This window comes from Negativicutes bacterium (assembly GCA_021372785.1).
Lineage (GTDB): Bacteria > Bacillota > JAAYKD01 > JAAYKD01 > JAAYKD01 > JAJFTT01.
Genome location: JAJFTT010000011.1, coordinates 1 through 16,716, shown reverse-complemented (window position 1 = coordinate 16,716; position 16,716 = coordinate 1). Strand labels below are relative to the sequence as shown.

The following is a 16,716-nucleotide window of genomic DNA, read 5'->3' as shown; positions in this document are numbered from 1 at the left end:
AATGTTGATCCGGTTTCGTTAAGCCAGGACCAGTTCCCCGACGGCTTTGCCGGCGCGGGGAGCCAGGGCGGTGACGCAGATTTTACTGCCGGCGTCAGCCTGGATGATCCAGGCTACTTTCTTGCGGGAACCACTGCCGCTGACATTGCCGTAGCCGCCGCCGGAATTTCCGTGCCCTTTTAAGTGCCCCAAATCCAGTTCTGCTTCGCCCTGCAGGACTTGACCGCCGCTGAGTGTGGCTTTGACGGTGGCTGCCATCTTCGTGGCGACTGCCTGCAGAGTACCGCTGGTGGGCATAAAACCGGTATTTTCCACACAACCGCTGATTTGATAGATGCCTTCGGAGATTTTTTCGGCTGTCAGGTCACGCACCGCTAATCCGGGCGTGGCGGCAGCAAAGGAAAGGCTGAAGAGCATATTCTTATGACACTCCTCCTGCAGCAGCTTAGCCGGAGGATTCTGGCGTCCGAATTTCGGGTTCCAGCCGCCGATTTCCACTTTACCAAACTGCGGATGCTCGAATTCATGCCAGGCGATAAAGCAGTCGCCGGCCATGACATCGTCGTTCCACTTGAGCAATTTCAGCTGCATCTCTTCCTGTTCGGCAGGCGTCATTTTCATCATCTTGGCATAGGTCAGATTCTTCATACCGGCTCGGCCCAGCAGATCCCACAATTCCGTTGCATAAGAAAACATCCCGATATAGGTAAAGGTCATATCGAGGAAAGTGCCCCACTGCGGCTGATAATCACAATAATCCGCAAAGAGGCTTTTGACGGGATAATCGGTAAAACCGGTCGCCATGCTGCCGATTGCGGTATACATGGTCAAATCATCCGGATTCATTTTATCATCGGTATCGATACAGAACGCGCGCAGGTGTTCGCCGCCGGCTGTGTGATAATACAGGCAACCGGCCAGGTTTTTTTGTTTGAGTAAAAAATCAGTGATCGCCTGGGTTTCCGGTTCTGAATTCGGTCGCGGGCCCGCTCCGTTTTGCAGGTAAGGCGGTTTCCAATTGATGGGGTAATTACGGTTGAAATCCAAACCCCATTTGTTGGGCGCCATTTTGATTTCGTAACCGTTATATTGGTTGATGGTACCTTCGGTATAAACGTTATAATAGGCGCCGCCGAAATCATCGGGCCGGCGTTTGATCATTAAGCGGGGATCTTTTTCGGAAATTTTCATCGAGCCGGTCAGGTCATCCCGCACACGCATTTGCAGGATCAAACCGTCACCGTCCAGATCGGCACCCACCAGACCGCTGGGATCGGCGTAAGCCGGGAAAGTGAATTCTTTATCGGAGGAACGTACGGTATAGGGTGTCGTCAGATAGAACTCCGCTCCGTCGGGAGAAACGCGGGGGATAATATAAAAGGTTTTGTGGTCAAGCAGCCAGGTTGCCTGCGTATCCTCGCCATAATTGCTCAAGAGGTAATCGATGGTATAAAGACAGGCCATACTGCCGGCGACTTCACCGGCGTGCGTGTTGCCATCGAGATAGAAACCCGCTTTCTCCTCAGCTTTGCCGGTCGCATGATTGGTCAGCTCCATACACCAAAGATCTCTGCCGCCCGAGCTTTTGCCGAGAGAAAAAAGACGGGTCAGTTCCGGATGGTCCAGGCAGAAATTCTCCAGCGCTTCCACCAGCGCATGGTAACGGTAATAGCGGGTATAGTCCAGTTTCAGAGAAGCCATACATCTTTTCACCCTTCCGTTTGTTTTTTGTCTGATCCTGAATAATCAAGACAAATAGTATTTCGCCATACAAAATATAATTCCTCCCTGTTTTTTTAGAAAAAGAAGCTGCCTGTTTTCTTCGCGAAGAAGCAGGATTTTCTGCGTCGGACTGGGAATTGAAACAGATAGAAATTGTGGAAACCGGATAGAGAAAGGATGTAGCGGTAAGTGCGGCAGAAAACATTTTTTTATAACGGCCGGATCTGGACCGGGAATCAAAATCAGCCGGAAGCCGAGGCCATGCTGGTTGAAAACGGACGTATTCGGGCAATCGGTAAGAATCTTGACTTAATCAATCAAGTGACGGGCTGCGAAAAGATAGATTTGGCTGGAGCAAGGGTGATTCCCGGTCTACACGACAGTCATCAGCATTTGGTCAATATCGGACGGATGATGGATTGGGTGAATTTAAACGGATCCGCTTCCAGAGCGGAAGTGGTGGCGCGCTGCCGGACATATGCCGCCGCGCATCCGGAGCGGCAGATCATCACCGGCCGTGGCTTTTTGCAGGACCTTTTTGATGACAGGGCAATGCCAACCCGTTATGATTTGGATCAGGTAACGGAAAATAAACCGGTCGTCATTGTGCGCGCTTGCGGTCATATTGCGGTTTGCAACAGCGCGATGCTGCGTTTGGCCGGGGTTGGCCATGGCTATCGCTGCGGTTCGGACGGGCAAGTCGATTTGGATGCCCAGGGGGAACCGTTGGGGATTTTCCGGGAGTCTGCCGTTGCTTTGATTTCGGCTTTTTACCCCAAAGATACGACTGCGGATGTGCAGCGCTATATCAGCAATGCCGCAAAGGCAGTGACTGCCTCCGGTCTGACCAGCGTGCAGACCAATGATGTTGGCAATACCGGCAACGAGGGCTGGCAGACTTGCCTGACTGCCTATACTGATTGGATCCAGGCCAATCCGGTGGGCTTGCGTGTCAACCATCAATTGCTCTTTGCCAAGGTTGAAACCTTCTTGAATTTTCATGCCTGGCGGCAGCTCAATCAACCGCAGGTGGATGCGGAGCGGATGAGTTTTGGCCCGCTGAAAATAATGTGCGACGGTTCGCTGGGCGGCCGGACTGCCCATCTGCTGGCGCCGTACAGTGATGATCCGACCAACTGCGGCGTGGAAACCCTGACACAGGCAGAGAAAACCGCTCTGCTCAGCCTGGGACATGTCTTAGGTTATCAAATGAGCGGTCATGCCATCGGAGATGCCGCAATTCAGGGCATACTGAACGCTTTTGAAAAAACCTTGGGAACCCATCCCAGCGGTGATGCGCGGCCGCGCATCATTCATGCGCAGCTTACCACCCCTGCCCAGCTGGAACAGATCAAGCGTCTCGGTGTTGTGATTGACGCACAGCCGGGTTTTGTCGGTACAGACCTGCATGTGGTGGAGGAGCGCATCGGTCCGGCGCGCGCTGCCAGTTCTTATGCCTGGAAATCCATGCTTGAGCTGGGTATCCCCGTAGCGGGCGGTTCCGATGCTCCGGTCGAACCGTTTAACCCCTTCATCGGAATCGCTTGTGCCGTGACACGACAGGACCCAAACGGTTTTCCGCTGGGAGGCTGGCTGCCGGAACAGCGCCTTACGATTGAGCAAGCGGTGCGCATGTATACTTTTGGCTCCGCTTACAGCTGTTTTCAGGAAACGGAGAAGGGCCGCCTGATGGAGAATATGCTGGCGGATTTTATTCTGCTGGACCGCGATATTTTTAGCCTCGAGTCCGGCGCGATTCAGGATACCAGGGTGCTGCAGACTTGGATCGGCGGCAAATTAATCCAGGAGAATTAGCGTGAAAAGGAACTGTTTGCATCCTTTTCATCTCTATTTGTGCCTTGAGCACTGCGAAAGGAATGGATTTTGCGATGAAAAACTTAAGAGCAACCGCAGGCTTCGATCTCGTTCTGCATGAGGATATGCATTTGAGTTATGCTCCGATTCTGGGCAATCCGCAGCCGAACGTGCGCCGATTCAACGACTGTCTCAATGTCTTGGCACAGCCGCAGGCGGCAGGTCCGCAGGAACTTTATTGGATGTATCGTGATTTGGCTTTGCCGGAACACCGAACAACCATGCAGAAAATGGGTTTACGCTTTGATATTACCGTGATTCGACCGGGCAAAATCGGTGATGAGTATATCAAAACCATTGGTCATTATCATCCTCTGATCGCGGGCTCTGCCTTGACCTGGCCGGAAGTCTATGAAGTTTTACACGGAGAAGCAACTTATTTGCTGCAAAGTCCGGGCAAAACTGCCGGCACCCTGGGCGATGTGACGGTAATGCAGGTCAAAGCAGGAGAGAAAGCGGTGATTCCGCCCGGTTATGGTCACATCACCATCAATGCCGGACCCGAAGTCCTGGTGATGGCAAATTGGGTGTCTTCCCGGTTTGATTCGATCTACGGTGAGATTGCGCAATTGCATGGCGGCGGTTATTATTTGCGGGAGCAGTCCGGTCAGCCGGTTTGGACAGTGAATCCCTATTACAGCGAAGTGCCGCAGATTCGCAGCCTGACACCAATCGATTTGCCCTACTGGGGTTTTGTCAGCGGGGAGCCAATGTATCGTCTGATTGCGCAGGATCCTGAGAAGCTGCGCTTACTGAACGAACCTCAGCATTATTTTTTGAATAAAGAGGATTAAATGATGACTGCTATCAATCCGGGCATTTTTCGGGAATATGACATTCGCGGGATTGCGGAAACGGATCTGACTACCGAAGCACTGCGGTTTTTGGCAAAAGGGCTGGCCGCTTATTTTCAAAGCCAAAAGATCCGACATTTATTGGTCGGACGCGATTGTCGCACCCATTCTCCCCGCATCAGTCAGACCATGATCGAATTGTTTTTAACATTTGGTTTCGATGTGACAGACATTGGCATGTGTACCAGCCCTTTATTTTATTATGCGGGTAAAAAACTGGCTATTGACGGCGGTATCATGATCACGGCCAGCCATAATCCGCCGCAGGATAACGGTATGAAGGTTGCCTGTGGTCCGTCGACTATTTATGGCGAGGAAATTCAAAAGGTATGTCAATTGGCCCAGCAAGCCGAGGCGGGCACTTTGCAGACGATCGTTCCGCCCCGCCGCGGGCTTTTCACCAAGGTTGATTTGGCGGCTGTTTATGTCAATGAACTAACCCGGCGAATTCGTTTGGGTCAGCGCCGGCTGCATGTGGTGGTGGATTGCGGCAACGGCAGTGCCGGAGCGGTCAGCCGGGCTTTTTTGCAAAATTACCGCAATCTGAGTTTCACACCGCTTTTCTTTGAACCGGACGGCACCTTCCCCAATCACGAACCGGATCCCACCAAAGCCAAAAATCTGCAGTTCCTGCGGGAAAAAGTCCTGGCGGAGCGGGCGGATTTGGGGATCGCCTTTGACGGTGACGGAGATCGTCTGGGTGTGGTGGATCCGTTCGGCACTGTTCTCTACGGTGATACCCTGATGGCGATTTACTGGCGTGAGATTTTAGCGGAACACCCGGGAGCGCTATGCCTGGTGGAAGTGAAATGTTCACAAAGTCTGGTTGATGAAATCAATCGTCTGGGCGGTCGGCCTGAATTCTGCCGCACCGGACATTCGTTGATCAAAGCTAGAATGCGGGAAACCAAGGCATTGTTTACCGGTGAAATGTCGGGACATCTTTTTTTTGCCGATGAATATTATGGTTTTGATGACGCGCTCTATGCCGCCGGCCGTCTGCTGCGGATCTTAAGCCATAGCGAAGAAACACTGTCTGACATGGTAAACAGTATACCAAAATATTACAGCACTGCTGAAACACGGATCGCCTGCGCGGATGATTTGAAATTCCGTTTCGTCGAGCAGCTGAAAGATCGTTTGAGCCGGGAGTATCCCGTGATTACGGTCGACGGTGTCAGAGTGATTTTTCCGCATGGTTGGGGACTGTTCCGCGCTTCCAATACGCAGCCGGCGATTGTCAGCCGCTGTGAAGCGCAGAGTGAAGCCGATCTTTTCGCTTACCTTGCAATACTGAATGAAGTGTATCAAACGCTCTGTCCGGATCAGCGCATTGACTGGGCGTTTTAACCGGTTGATTCAGCCGGAATTGCGGCACGGGAGGGAATCGAAAGCATGGCCAGTGCACAGGATAGAATGACTGCCGCTTATCAATTGATGCCGGAAAAAGCAGAAGCTTTAATTACGAATGCTGTTTTCAAATCCTGGTTTGTCGGCGGGGATCGTTTGCTTTATTTGCGGGAAGAATTCATCAATGATCACAAACAAGTCCGCTACGTTCTGCACAATCTGTCGGACGGGAAAGAGCGGGAACTGTTCGATCACGAAGCTTTAGCCCAAGCGCTAGGGCAGCGCTTGGGAAAAGAAGCGGAGCCCGATCAGCTGCCGATTGTATTTGAGGAGTTACAGGCTGATGAGATCCCCGTTTTTTCCCTGAAGCCGGATGGCAAGTATCAGCTGCGTTTTGCTTTTGACGGGAAGCAAATCATAGACTTGATCAAAGAAGCGCCTGCCGATGCCCGCATCTCCCCGGATCAGCGCAAAGCCGTTTATGCTGCGGAAGGCAATTTATTCGTCATGGATCTCTTGACCGGTGTCAGCACCGCCCTCACCAAAGATGGAGAAGCGGAAGATGGCTACGGCATCCTATGCGCCAATGCCAGCGGTGTGATCGCGGCGCAGCTGAAAGGGACAGCCACTCCCGTGGGGGCATATTGGACGCAGGACAGCCGGCAAATCTTCACCTACCGCATGAATCTGAAAAAAGTGGGAAAATTGACGTTGGTGCAAAGTGTTCCGGAGGGCGATCAGGCGGTCCGTCCTGTCGTATATACCTATCATTATCCTCTGCCCGGCGACGCCAATTTGCCGGTCGTGGAATATTATCTGGCGGATTTGTCGATGAATCGTTTTCGTTCGCTGGGCTTGGGTCAAATCACCTCTTCCGGCACGATGCCGGGCGGTTTTGCTGATTCGCTGGAGGGAAATTATACGGTCTTTGAAGTGAAAAACCGCAGCAATACACGCAGTTATGTTTATCTGACCGAGCACAGCACCGGAGAAGTCCGCCTGTTGTTTACGGAAACGGCGGAGACCTTTCTTTTTGCCGAACAATTGAAAATGCAGAGTATCGGACCGAACGCCACGGAATTCAGCAAAAGAAAATACTGTATCTCAGAGAAATTGCACTGTCTGTTCTGGCTGAGTGAACGCAACGGCAGTCTTGATTTATACCGTTACGATCTCAGCGACGGGACTTGCACGCAGCTGACCGACGGATATTATGTTCGTCAGCTGTTGTATCTCGATGCGGAACGGCAAAAGTTGTATTTCTCCGCCAGCAATCATGGTATGGGCAAGACACCGTATCAGAAATTTCCTTATTGTCTTGACCTTATAACGGGAGAGCTGCGGATCCTGCTGCAGGAAGACGGCGATCACGAAACGCAAATCTCTCCGGACGGCTGCTATATGATCGATTCCGTTTCCGCCTTCTATCGGGCGACGGTGACGAAACTCTATCGTATCGACGGCAGCCTGCTGCGCACGATCAGCAGCTGCGACTGCAGCCGGCTCCTGGCGGCCGGTTACAGTTACCCCATTGGTTTTACAGAAAAGGCTGCCGACCAACAAACGGAGATCTATGGTGTAATGATATTACCGCCTGATCTGGATCGGAGCAAAAAGTATCCGGTTGTGGAATATTGCTACGGCGGTAATCAGAAAATGCTGGCGCCGCAGACGTTCAGCGAAACAATCGGCCGTCATGCCGGCTTCAGTCAAAGTTTTGCCAAACTCGGTTTTATTTGCGTGATTATCGATGGGCGGGGCACCCCGCTGCGCGGCAAGCAATTCCATGACGCCTGCTATAACCACATGGGTGACTGCGCGGGCATTGAAGATCACGCGGCGGTCCTCTATGCCCTGGCGGCAAAATATCCCTTTCTGGACCTGGGGCGGCTGGGGATTTGGGGGCATTCCGGCGGCGGTTTCGCCGCTTTTCAGTACATGGTGAAAAAACCGGAACTGTATCGGGTCGGGGTTTCCTCCAGCGGCAATCATGCGCAGGAAATCTACAGTGCCGGCTGGTCGGAACTGTTTATGCAGGAGTTTGAGCGCGATTTATGGCGGGCGCAGAATGCGGAATTCTTAGCGGACCGGCTGAGCGGGCATTTATTGCTGATTCACGGCGATTTGGACGACAACGTGCATCCGGCCAATACCATGCGGATTGTCAACGCCCTGATCAATGCCGATAAGGATTTTGATTTGCTGATCATTCCCAATCGTCATCATGATTTACACGACCACCCCTATTATCGTCGTCGCTTGCTGGAATACTTCGTCAGGTATTTACAACCGGAGCAGTGAGCCAAGACGCTCATAAGCCATAAAAGGAACACCGGGCGATGTTGCGAACCGCCCGGTGTTCCTTTTATGGCTTGCAATTTTTTAATGCACAGTCCGGTATTTATTCTCCGGTATACGCTTCCAGAATCATCGAACCGCTATAAGTGCGGTTATTGCGCATGATTTGGAAGTTGATTTGATCACCGACACTGTAATTTTGCAGCAGTTTGTTTACTTCGGCAACCGAATTAACCCGGGTATCGTCGATTGAAAGCAGATAGTCGCCTGCTTTAATACCATTTTTCTCAGCATTGGAGCCGGTATCCACCCCGGCTACATAGACACCGGGATTGGCAATCCCGTAAAATATGCCGTAGTAGCTGCTGACGTCCTGCAAAGTCAGATGCAAATCGATGCGGCCTCTGACATAGCCGTAGGTCATCAGGTCGCCGAGTACTGCTTTGACATCATTGATTGGAATCGCAAAGCCCAAACCCTCCACGCCGGTACCGGTGGATTTGGCGTTGACAATGCCGATCAGTTCACCGTAGGCGTTGAATAAGCCGCCGCCCGAATTGCCCGGATTGATCGCGGCATTGGTTTGCAGCAGATTCATGGTTGCATTGTCAAATTCCAATTCACGGTCCAAAGCGCTGATAATGCCGTCTGTGACCGTCCCTCCCAGCTGACCGAGCGGATTGCCGATGGCAACCGCCAGTTCGCCGACCACCAGTTGATCCGAATCCCCAAAGACAGCGGGTGTAAGCCCGGTCGCATTAATTTTTAAGATAGCAATATCGATCTTACTGTCGGAACCGACTAAACTCGCTTCATAGGCTTCTCCGTTGCGCAGGGAAACGGCAATGACGCTGGCTCCGTCGATGACATGCTGATTGGTGATAATGTAGCCGTCTTCGGAAATAATGACACCGCTGCCGGCGCCGGTTGTGACATACTGTACGCTGCGCCAATTTTCAATCGTCGCTTCGGTTTGAATTTCTACGACGGAATCCGCCGCGAGCGCTGTGATTTGACTGACGCTCAAGGGCTGACTGAGGCCGTCTTCCTGGATATAATTGAATTTGGTGAGCGCCGCATCACGGTTGTGATCCCGAGAGGATTCATAGAGACTGATTGAGGAAGCATTTCTGTTCTGGCGTGACAGGTAATAACCCCCGCCAAAACCAAGCGCACCGGTGACCAGCATACAGACGGCGACCAGAGCAAAAATCTGACGTTTCAATTTTCGGGACAATCGATCCGCCGTGATATAAGGACCTTTTGGCAAAGACAAATCAACTGCCGGCGGCTTGCTTTCGTTATGCTCCGCACGCCGCGGCGGCAAAAAAGCAGCCGGCTCTGCCTGGTTCATCATTTCCGTTTCGTCCTTCCTGTCATTGTCGATTGGTTTTCCGATCAGGATAAAATCAACCGCATGTTCCGGCGCTGTGTCTTCCTTATTCTGCGGCTGTGACAGTTCTTCTTTTGTCACGGGGACAGCGGAATCGGACAAAGCATCGGCAACGTCAGGAGCATTTGCACGGTTCATTTCAGGTTCGTTTGTTTTTTCCGGAATGTCGTTTTGTTGTGCCATTTTTTATACCTCCTTACAGGATTATGAATCGGTTCAGCGGCAGCGAATCACTGCAACAACGATAGTATAAGCCATGGAAGAGAAAAATGTATCATCAAATTGTGAAGTAAAAATGAAAAAAACTTTACATGGTTCTTGCTTAAATGAATGAGATATAGCCTTCTTTGACCGGTTTGAAGCTATCTTTGCTAAGGGAATCATAGACGACCGACATGTCTTTGTTCAGTACAAACAGCCTGCGCCCATTTGGAACCTCCGGCAGACTGCTGAGCTCCTCTTTCAGGCGATAAACCTGATTGATCCTGCCCTGATGAAAACCCTGACCGCAGTAATCCGCAAGTGTTGCGACATCACGATAAAGATAGGAGGCGACGTGACAGTATTCGATGCCGTTTTTCACTTCAAAACAGGGAAAAAGCAGGTCGCGGCTGCCGTTTGCCGGCGTGTTGATAAATCCCTTGCCGATCTCATCCGTAGCCGGCACAAAAGAACCTTCAAAAACACCATAAATTTCACTGTCATCACGGGCGGAAAGAGAGGCAATCAAAATACCGGAGTGATCCGGCAGCGAAGCCACCTGTAAGCCGGTGGCGATATCCCGAATGACCAGATCATAAGGGGAGGCATCGATCACGATGTATTGCTTGCCGAGACGTTTCTGCCAGGCGGCGGAGATGGCCGGATAGTTGGCTGCTTTCTGTGCCAGCGGAATCCGTCTGCCTTTCAGATTGGTGATCAGGTAGACAGAACCCTTACTTTCATTGAAGTAAAAAGTCTGACCATCCGCAGCCTCGAAGACATTGCCGTTAAATTTCAGGTTTTTATACACGCCTTCGCTTTCACCGCGGGTGGTGTCATGCGTGATATTGCAGGTTGTAGCGTAGAGATGTACCTGATAAATCGCGTTCGGTAGCAGATAGAGGCCGGCATATCGCCCGATCATTTCCTGCGGAATCAGCTTCTGTTTTTGATAAATATTGATGCCTTCTTCCAACAAGGCAACGGCAAACAGACGCAGGATGGTTTCGCTGACATCACATTTGCAGTCATGTGTGGCTGAAATCGCGAGGACTGCCTCAAACTTTGGGATTACTATGAATTGGCTATTAAATTGAAAGCTGTTGCCGCCTTTTTGCAGCACCCCTTCCCCCAAATCATATTCCGGATCTTGCATATTGACGTTGTCCCAGCCCAAACCAAAACTTGTGCTGCGATCGTCTTCCGTCAGGAAACTAACGCCATGTGGTTTTGCCATTTCTTCGAGAGAGCTGGGGAGAAACAGTTCTCCCGGGTGCAGGATCATTTGACCCAGTTTGCAGAGATCAGGCATACTGGTCGTGATGCCGGCGGCGCCCTGAATTAAGAGCAATTCGGCGGGTTTGCCGCCTTCGCTGACCAAGGTGTTTTCGCCTGTCAGTTGTTCGGAGAATTTGGTCGTAGCGGCCGCCAGAGGTTGCATCATAAATTGTTCGCAAAAAGCGGAGAAGCGGATGCCGCTGACTTCTGCGACCACCAATTCCGCCATGGTAAAGCCGTCATTGCAATAAACCGCGTATTCACCGGGGTTGGCTTTCAGGTAATTATACGATAGATAATCGTAGACATCATCATAGTAATGCGCATCGGTGGTATCGGACACGGAAAACCCTTTCCATTGTGTGCCGGGCAGTCCGCTGGTATGGCTGAGACAATGACGCAGCGTGATCAATCGATAACGCTCGTCCGGCATGCGAAAGCGGGGAAGATACTTGACAATCGGCTCATCCAAAGACACCTTACCTTGTTCCACCAGTTTCATTACGGCGAGCGTAGAGTAAATTTTTGATATGGAAGCCACATTATAGGTATCATGGATGGTGGAAGGCTTTTTATGCGGCCCGCCGCTGTTGCCGATTGCGCCGGCCGCCAGCAATTCGCCATTTTTCAGGATGGCATAGGAAACAGAAGTGTAATTCTTTGCCAGATTCATTTTCAGGATGCCGTTTAGTTTTTCGCTCAGTTGGTTCAAGTCTCGTCACTCCTTTTGGCGGTATTTGATCATTTTGATCCGCTGTAACGGCGGATCAGAGAGCAAGGCAGACCGGGAAACAGAGAAAAGCCAGTGCGCTGTTTTAACGGAAAAGGTTGATCAGGCTATATTTCAGCAAGAGGCAGCCCAAACTGGTCTGTTCGTAGACTTCCACTCTGGGGAACAAATAAAGACTGTCATTTTGCCTGCCGATTTTGTTTTCCGATGTAAAGGCGACGGTATAGCCGGCCGTTTTCAAAATTTCATCATTGATCTGATTATAAGCTCCGTAGGGATAGGCAAAGGCACGGGGACGATAACCCAGGTATTGCTCGAAGCATTCATTTGTCTTTCTTATATCTTCGCTTATTCTGCTGCAAATTTTTAGCCGGAGACAGAAAGGGGATCGGATTTCGCTATGGCGGGATCATCGGTCAGACAGTGATAAGTCAGCACAGGAATTTCCTGGTTCTTTTCATTCATGATCCTGTTTCTGCCGAATAGGTTGCCGGAAAGCAGCAGGATCAGCAAAGTTAGAAGGATCAAGTAGGTTCTCTTTGCATGTTTCATATGACTGTACTCTTTTCAGAATTTTGCCCGAATCATCTGCTTTTAGTATAGGGTCATCCCCGATAAAAGTCAATGATAACGGCAGGGATCAGAAGCTGACAAGGCGTGGATTCCGTCAGGATTTGCAGCGGGGGAGTGCTTGCTCTGCGCTGTTTGCTTTTCCATCGTCAGGCGAAGACGATCCCATTGGATTTGCAGCTGATTTTCGGTTTCCGGCCAGCTGCCGCTGTTATCAATCAGCACATCGCTCAGCGCTTTTTTCTTTTCCATCGGCCACTGTGCATCCAGGCGGGCGAGTGCTTCCGGTTCGCTCAGTTGATCTCTTTGCCGCAAACGCTGCAGCTGACTCTGACGATCGAGCCAAACCAGCCAGATGGTGTCGCAGTAGCGTGTCAGACCGGCTTCAAATAAGAGGGGAATATCGAGGACCAGCGGCAGCCCGCTCTTACTTTGACGATACTCATGAATCTGCCGCTGCATTTCCGCTTCGATTTTGGGATGTAAAATGGCATTGAGCCGGGCCAGCTTTGCCGGGTCCTGGAAGACAAGCTCAGCCAGCCGACGGCGGTTTAAGACGCCCGGCGCCAGGAGTACGTCTCTGCCAAATGCCTCGCTGATTTCCGTCACGGCGGCTGATTGATCCGCTGTAATCCGGTGCGAGATGGCGTCCGTATCGACAATTTTGGCTCCTTTGGCTGCCAGCCATTGGACGACACTGGATTTACCGCTGGCAATGCCGCCGGTCAAGCCGATAATCAAACCTTGTGCTTCCTGTTTTGCCTGACAGTGCGGGCAGTAATGGCTGCTGCGGCCCGCTACTTTGCAGCGTTCGATAAGGCTGCCGCAAATTGGGCAAGGTTTACCGGTTTGCCGGTAGACGGACCATTGCTCCTGAAAACTGCCTTTGTTTCCATTTACATCCAAATAGTCCCGCATACTGCTGCCTTTCGCCTGCACCGCTTCCTGCAGAACTTCGGTAATCGCTGCCTGCAAGCGCCGGATCTGACTGAATTTGAGGTTGCCGGCTGTTTCGAGCGGGTGAATGCCTGCCCGAAAAAGTGCTTCATCGGCATAGATATTGCCTAAGCCGGCGATTTGATGCTGATCCAGCAACAAGCTTTTGATCGGCGTCTGGCGATTTTGACAGATTCGGCTCAGATAAGCAACATTAAAATCAGATTCCAACGGTTCCGGACCCAATGCAAGATAACCCGGATCCTCCGGTTCTGCCGGCCAAAACCGAATTTTACCAAACCGCCGCACATCCACATAGCGCAGGCAGCTGCCGTCTGCAAAATGCAGGATAACATGGGTATGCGGCAGCAAAGGTGTAACTGCCTTCCGTTCGGCCGATAGCCAGTAGAGTTGTCCGGTCATACGCAGATGGATCAGCAGGCAACCCTCCGGCTGCAGACAGAGCTGCAGATATTTACCGCGCCGTTTGGCAGCAACGATAGTCTTATGCTGCAAACAGCTGGCAAAGGCAGCCGCATCCAGCGGCGCGATCACCCCTTCCCGGAGAACCTCGGTTCGGCAAATTGGAGCGGACGGTAAATAAGGCAGTAAACTGCGGCGTATATTTTCGACTTCTGGTAATTCCGGCATTCTTCTCATCCTTTGTTACATTTTCCTCTCTTTTATTTGCCGCCTAAGAGAAGAAATCCTTTCGGGCGAGAGAATTTTATTGTTTTTTACAAAACGGAGAAATTTAGCGTGATCAGGGCTTTCGCCGCGGTTATTGTAAAAAATACTGAAGAAAGAGAGAATGAAATAAAGGAAATTCCCTTACTGTTCGAGAATTTGTAAGATGTTAAATAAGAATTTAGGTATCAATATGAAACGTGCTTAAGAGCGGGAGGCGATCGTTTTGTTTAGTTATAAAAAGAAGAAAAGGGTTATGGTTGCATACAAAGATAATTGTCCGGCCTGTCATTTGTTTTCTCTGGAACAACGTTCTTGTATGGGGCCGCATCGTGATAAAACAGAATCGGAGTTAAAAATCTGTGACGATTATAAACTTGATTTGGAAACCTTTTCTTCCCTGATCCCGCGGGACTTAAAAATCACGCGCTGGGCCCGTGTCAAAGGCGGTTATCTGTTTGAAGGACTGCCGAAAGAAACGCCAACGGAGAACAGCGAGGAACTCTGTGAATAAGCTCTATTTAGGCTGTCATCTTTCCATTGCCAGAGGCTTTACGGCTGCGGCGCACGATGCAATCCGGATCGATGCTACCAGCTTTCAATTTTTTACGCGTAATCCGCGCGGAGGCGCAGCCAAAGCATATGCTGCGCAGGATCTGGCAGAATGCGCGGACTTGCTGCAGGAACATCAGTTCGGACCGCTATTAGCCCATGCGCCTTATACGATGAATTTAGGCTCCGCCAAGGAGGAGGTACGCAGATTCGCGCTGGATACCCTGAAAGACGATTATGAGCGTGTGCAGCGTCTTCCCTATGAAGCGCGTTATTTGTTCCATCCGGGCAGCCATATTGGCTCAGGCACGGAGCAGGGGATTGATCATATCGTTGAAGCCCTGAATCTGGTGATCAAAGAAGAAGACGGCCCCTGGGTTTTATTGGAAGGCATGACCGGCAAAGGTTCTGAAATCGGCTCGACTTTTGAAGAGCTGAAGCAAATCATGGAGGGGGTCACCCATACGAAAAAACTCGGTATTTGCATTGATACCTGTCATCTGCATGCCGCCGGTTATGATATCGTCAACCAACCCAGGCAGGTTTTGGGCGAATTGGATCGCGTGATCGGGCTGTCAAAGGTGATGGGCGTGCATGTCAACGACAATAAGAATCAGCTGAACAGTCATAAGGACAGGCATGCGCCGATTGGAGAAGGCACGATCGGCACAGAGGCCATTGTTAATTTTATCAATCAGCCGGAATTAGCCGGCCTGCCGTTCAATCTGGAAACCCCCAATGAGTTGGAGGGATATGCTGCCGAAATCGCTTTATTGCGTCGATTGAGCGGTAATCGATAACGCTGAAAGCGTACAGCGCCGCAGGTCGCATTTTGAAAAGCACCCTGCCTGTTTTCAAAAGTCGAGAACAGGCAGCGGTGCTTTTTTTATCGATTATCCTTGCCCGGGATTGCGATTGAGATCATCGTTTCATCCCCTCACTTTTACCGCTGATTGCAGCCTCTCGTTCTTGCCGATGCGGAAGGCAGACAATGATTATTGCAGTCCGTCTGCCACACCGCAGCGGCGCGGATCGACCGTTGTACAGAGAGCGCCGTTCTCGTCCAGAAAACAAGTCTGGAAAGAGCCGGTGTGAGAGTCCCAGGGCTCGGAAACCACCAGATCAACACCGAGTTTGTGCAGCGTCCGGATTGCCTCAGGGCGGATCCGGTCTTCCATTAAGATAGTGGTATCGTTGATAAAACCATACATGCGCGGCAGATAACCGGCTGTATAGGGGTCCAGCTTGTAAAAGAGCAGATTGGTCAGCATCTGCGCTTGAGAGAAGGAAGGATTACCGGGACTGCCGGTCATCAGCACCGGCCGACCATTTTTAAACAGCAGCGTATGCCCCATGATCATGCGGATGCGGGCGCCGGGGACCAATTTGACCTGCATGCCTTCAAAGCCATTGACAGCGGCAGAACTGCCGCCCATCGGCACGCCGCCCACCACTGCACCGGCAATGCCGCTGCCCTGAATGGTATTCATGATTTGCAGCCAATTACCGTAGGTATCGACAATGCTGATTTCACAGCTGCCGCAGGCTGCCCTCGGCCGGTCATCAGAAGCAAAGCACTCACTGGCCAGACTGCCGCGCGGACCGGGTTTGACTGTCAGTTTCAGATGCTCGCTTAAATCGACTTTGGCTTTGTTGCTTTCGATCAGACGGGCCAGATAAGCATGATAAGCAGGATCCCGGAAGAGATCAAAATCCGGATTGGCTATGACGGGGTCATTCATGTAACCGGTATGAAAATTTCCGATGCGTAAGGCTTGCGCCATGTAATAGAGATGTTCGCCGGAATAAGGTTCGTATTGCTCGAGATGCAGCTGATCCAGAATTCCTAAAATCAGGGCTTGCTGCTGCCCTTGCTGCTGCGGTAAAGCCAGGCAGGCGATCTCGTAATCTTTTATCCGAAAACGGTATGGCTCGACCCAACGGGGCGGATTTTCTGTCATATGAGCAAGATTGATCTGCCAGCCGAGCGAATTGGCCTTTGCCACGTAAGCTTTGGCCCAATCGCCCCGGATCATATAGTCGGGTCCTTCCCTGGCGAAGCCGCGCAGGGTGTCGCCCAGACCCGGTTTGGGGAAACGTTCACCGATTTTTACCAGCCGTCCGTTGGGTTTGAAGTATTCTCTGGCTTCGGGATCATAGGTAAAGACAGCATGCATATCCATAGTTGCTTCCCGCTCAAATTCCGAAACATGATTGCCGTGATCTGCCCACCAGATGGCTTCTTCGCATAAATCACTCCAACTGAGACT

At 51.2% G+C, this 16,716-nt stretch carries 13 protein-coding genes; 6 read left to right on the top strand and 7 right to left on the bottom strand.

Features of this window, described 5'->3' with window-relative positions:
• Nucleotides 1-18 precede the first annotated feature (18 nt).
• Nucleotides 19-1,701, bottom strand: a complete 1,683-nt coding sequence (locus LLG09_01810; protein MCE5195855.1) for a M14 family metallopeptidase — start codon at nt 1,699-1,701, stop codon at nt 19-21.
• A 210-nt stretch (nt 1,702-1,911) separates the two neighbouring features.
• On the opposite strand from LLG09_01810, the gene LLG09_01805 reads away from it, so the two are divergent.
• From LLG09_01805 to LLG09_01790, 4 genes are all read left to right on the top strand, one after another.
• Nucleotides 1,912-3,537: an amidohydrolase gene (locus LLG09_01805; protein MCE5195854.1), complete on the top strand. Its 1,626-nt coding sequence runs from the start codon at nt 1,912-1,914 to the stop codon at nt 3,535-3,537.
• Nucleotides 3,538-3,611: 74 nt separating this feature from the next.
• On the top strand, nt 3,612-4,391 hold the full coding sequence (locus LLG09_01800) for a glucose-6-phosphate isomerase (GenBank protein ID MCE5195853.1): 780 nt from the start codon (nt 3,612-3,614) through the stop codon (nt 4,389-4,391).
• Between the two features lie 3 nt (nt 4,392-4,394).
• A complete protein-coding gene (locus tag LLG09_01795) occupies nt 4,395-5,801 on the top strand; it encodes a phosphomannomutase/phosphoglucomutase (protein ID MCE5195852.1) in 1,407 nt (468 codons plus the stop codon).
• 45 nt (nt 5,802-5,846) lie between these two features.
• Entirely contained in the window at nt 5,847-8,102 is a 2,256-nt protein-coding gene (locus LLG09_01790; GenBank protein MCE5195851.1) for a S9 family peptidase, read from the top strand.
• Nucleotides 8,103-8,202: 100 nt separating this feature from the next.
• Here the strand turns inward: LLG09_01790 and LLG09_01785 are convergent, their stop codons facing one another.
• The 5 genes from LLG09_01785 to mutM form a co-directional block, all read right to left on the bottom strand.
• Complete coding sequence (locus LLG09_01785) at nt 8,203-9,675, bottom strand: trypsin-like peptidase domain-containing protein (GenBank protein ID MCE5195850.1); 1,473 nt, start codon at nt 9,673-9,675, stop codon at nt 8,203-8,205.
• A 139-nt stretch (nt 9,676-9,814) separates the two neighbouring features.
• On the bottom strand, nt 9,815-11,683 hold the full coding sequence (locus LLG09_01780) for a beta-lactamase family protein (protein ID MCE5195849.1): 1,869 nt from the start codon (nt 11,681-11,683) through the stop codon (nt 9,815-9,817).
• A gap of 103 nt (nt 11,684-11,786) precedes the next feature.
• Nucleotides 11,787-12,053 carry a polysaccharide deacetylase family protein gene (locus tag LLG09_01775; protein MCE5195848.1) on the bottom strand — a complete coding sequence of 89 codons (267 nt, stop codon included), beginning with the start codon at nt 12,051-12,053 and terminating at the stop codon, nt 11,787-11,789.
• A 14-nt stretch (nt 12,054-12,067) separates the two neighbouring features.
• The gene (locus tag LLG09_01770) at nt 12,068-12,253 is read right to left on the bottom strand and encodes a hypothetical protein (protein ID MCE5195847.1); all 186 of its coding nucleotides are present in this window, start codon (nt 12,251-12,253) and stop codon (nt 12,068-12,070) included.
• 69 nt (nt 12,254-12,322) lie between these two features.
• Nucleotides 12,323-13,858: a bifunctional DNA-formamidopyrimidine glycosylase/DNA-(apurinic or apyrimidinic site) lyase gene (gene mutM / locus LLG09_01765; GenBank protein MCE5195846.1), complete on the bottom strand. Its 1,536-nt coding sequence runs from the start codon at nt 13,856-13,858 to the stop codon at nt 12,323-12,325.
• A gap of 292 nt (nt 13,859-14,150) precedes the next feature.
• On the opposite strand from mutM, the gene LLG09_01760 reads away from it, so the two are divergent.
• Together LLG09_01760 and LLG09_01755 are read left to right on the top strand one after the other, a co-directional pair.
• A complete protein-coding gene (locus tag LLG09_01760) occupies nt 14,151-14,408 on the top strand; it encodes a hypothetical protein (protein ID MCE5195845.1) in 258 nt (85 codons plus the stop codon).
• The gene (locus LLG09_01755) at nt 14,401-15,246 is read left to right on the top strand and encodes a deoxyribonuclease IV (GenBank protein ID MCE5195844.1); all 846 of its coding nucleotides are present in this window, start codon (nt 14,401-14,403) and stop codon (nt 15,244-15,246) included. The genes LLG09_01760 and LLG09_01755 overlap by 8 nt, the downstream gene beginning before the upstream one ends.
• Nucleotides 15,247-15,441: 195 nt before the next feature.
• Here LLG09_01755 and LLG09_01750 read toward each other — a convergent pair.
• On the bottom strand, nt 15,442-16,716 hold a 1,275-nt coding region (locus LLG09_01750; GenBank protein ID MCE5195843.1), incomplete at its 5' end, for a gamma-glutamyltransferase.

Bases quoted from the DNA above. Each gene is read 5' to 3' on its own strand.
- LLG09_01810 (MCE5195855.1), bottom strand. From the start codon at position 1,701: ATGGCTTCTCTGAAACTGGACTATACCCGCTATTACCGTTACCATGCG.
- LLG09_01800 (MCE5195853.1), top strand. From the start codon at position 3,612: ATGAAAAACTTAAGAGCAACCGCAGGCTTCGATCTCGTTCTGCATGAG.
- LLG09_01795 (MCE5195852.1), top strand. From the start codon at position 4,395: ATGACTGCTATCAATCCGGGCATTTTTCGGGAATATGACATTCGCGGG.
- LLG09_01790 (MCE5195851.1), top strand. From the start codon at position 5,847: ATGGCCAGTGCACAGGATAGAATGACTGCCGCTTATCAATTGATGCCG.
- LLG09_01785 (MCE5195850.1), bottom strand. From the start codon at position 9,675: ATGGCACAACAAAACGACATTCCGGAAAAAACAAACGAACCTGAAATG.
- LLG09_01770 (MCE5195847.1), bottom strand. From the start codon at position 12,253: ATGAAACATGCAAAGAGAACCTACTTGATCCTTCTAACTTTGCTGATC.
- mutM (MCE5195846.1), bottom strand. From the start codon at position 13,858: ATGCCGGAATTACCAGAAGTCGAAAATATACGCCGCAGTTTACTGCCT.
- LLG09_01760 (MCE5195845.1), top strand. From the start codon at position 14,151: ATGGTTGCATACAAAGATAATTGTCCGGCCTGTCATTTGTTTTCTCTG.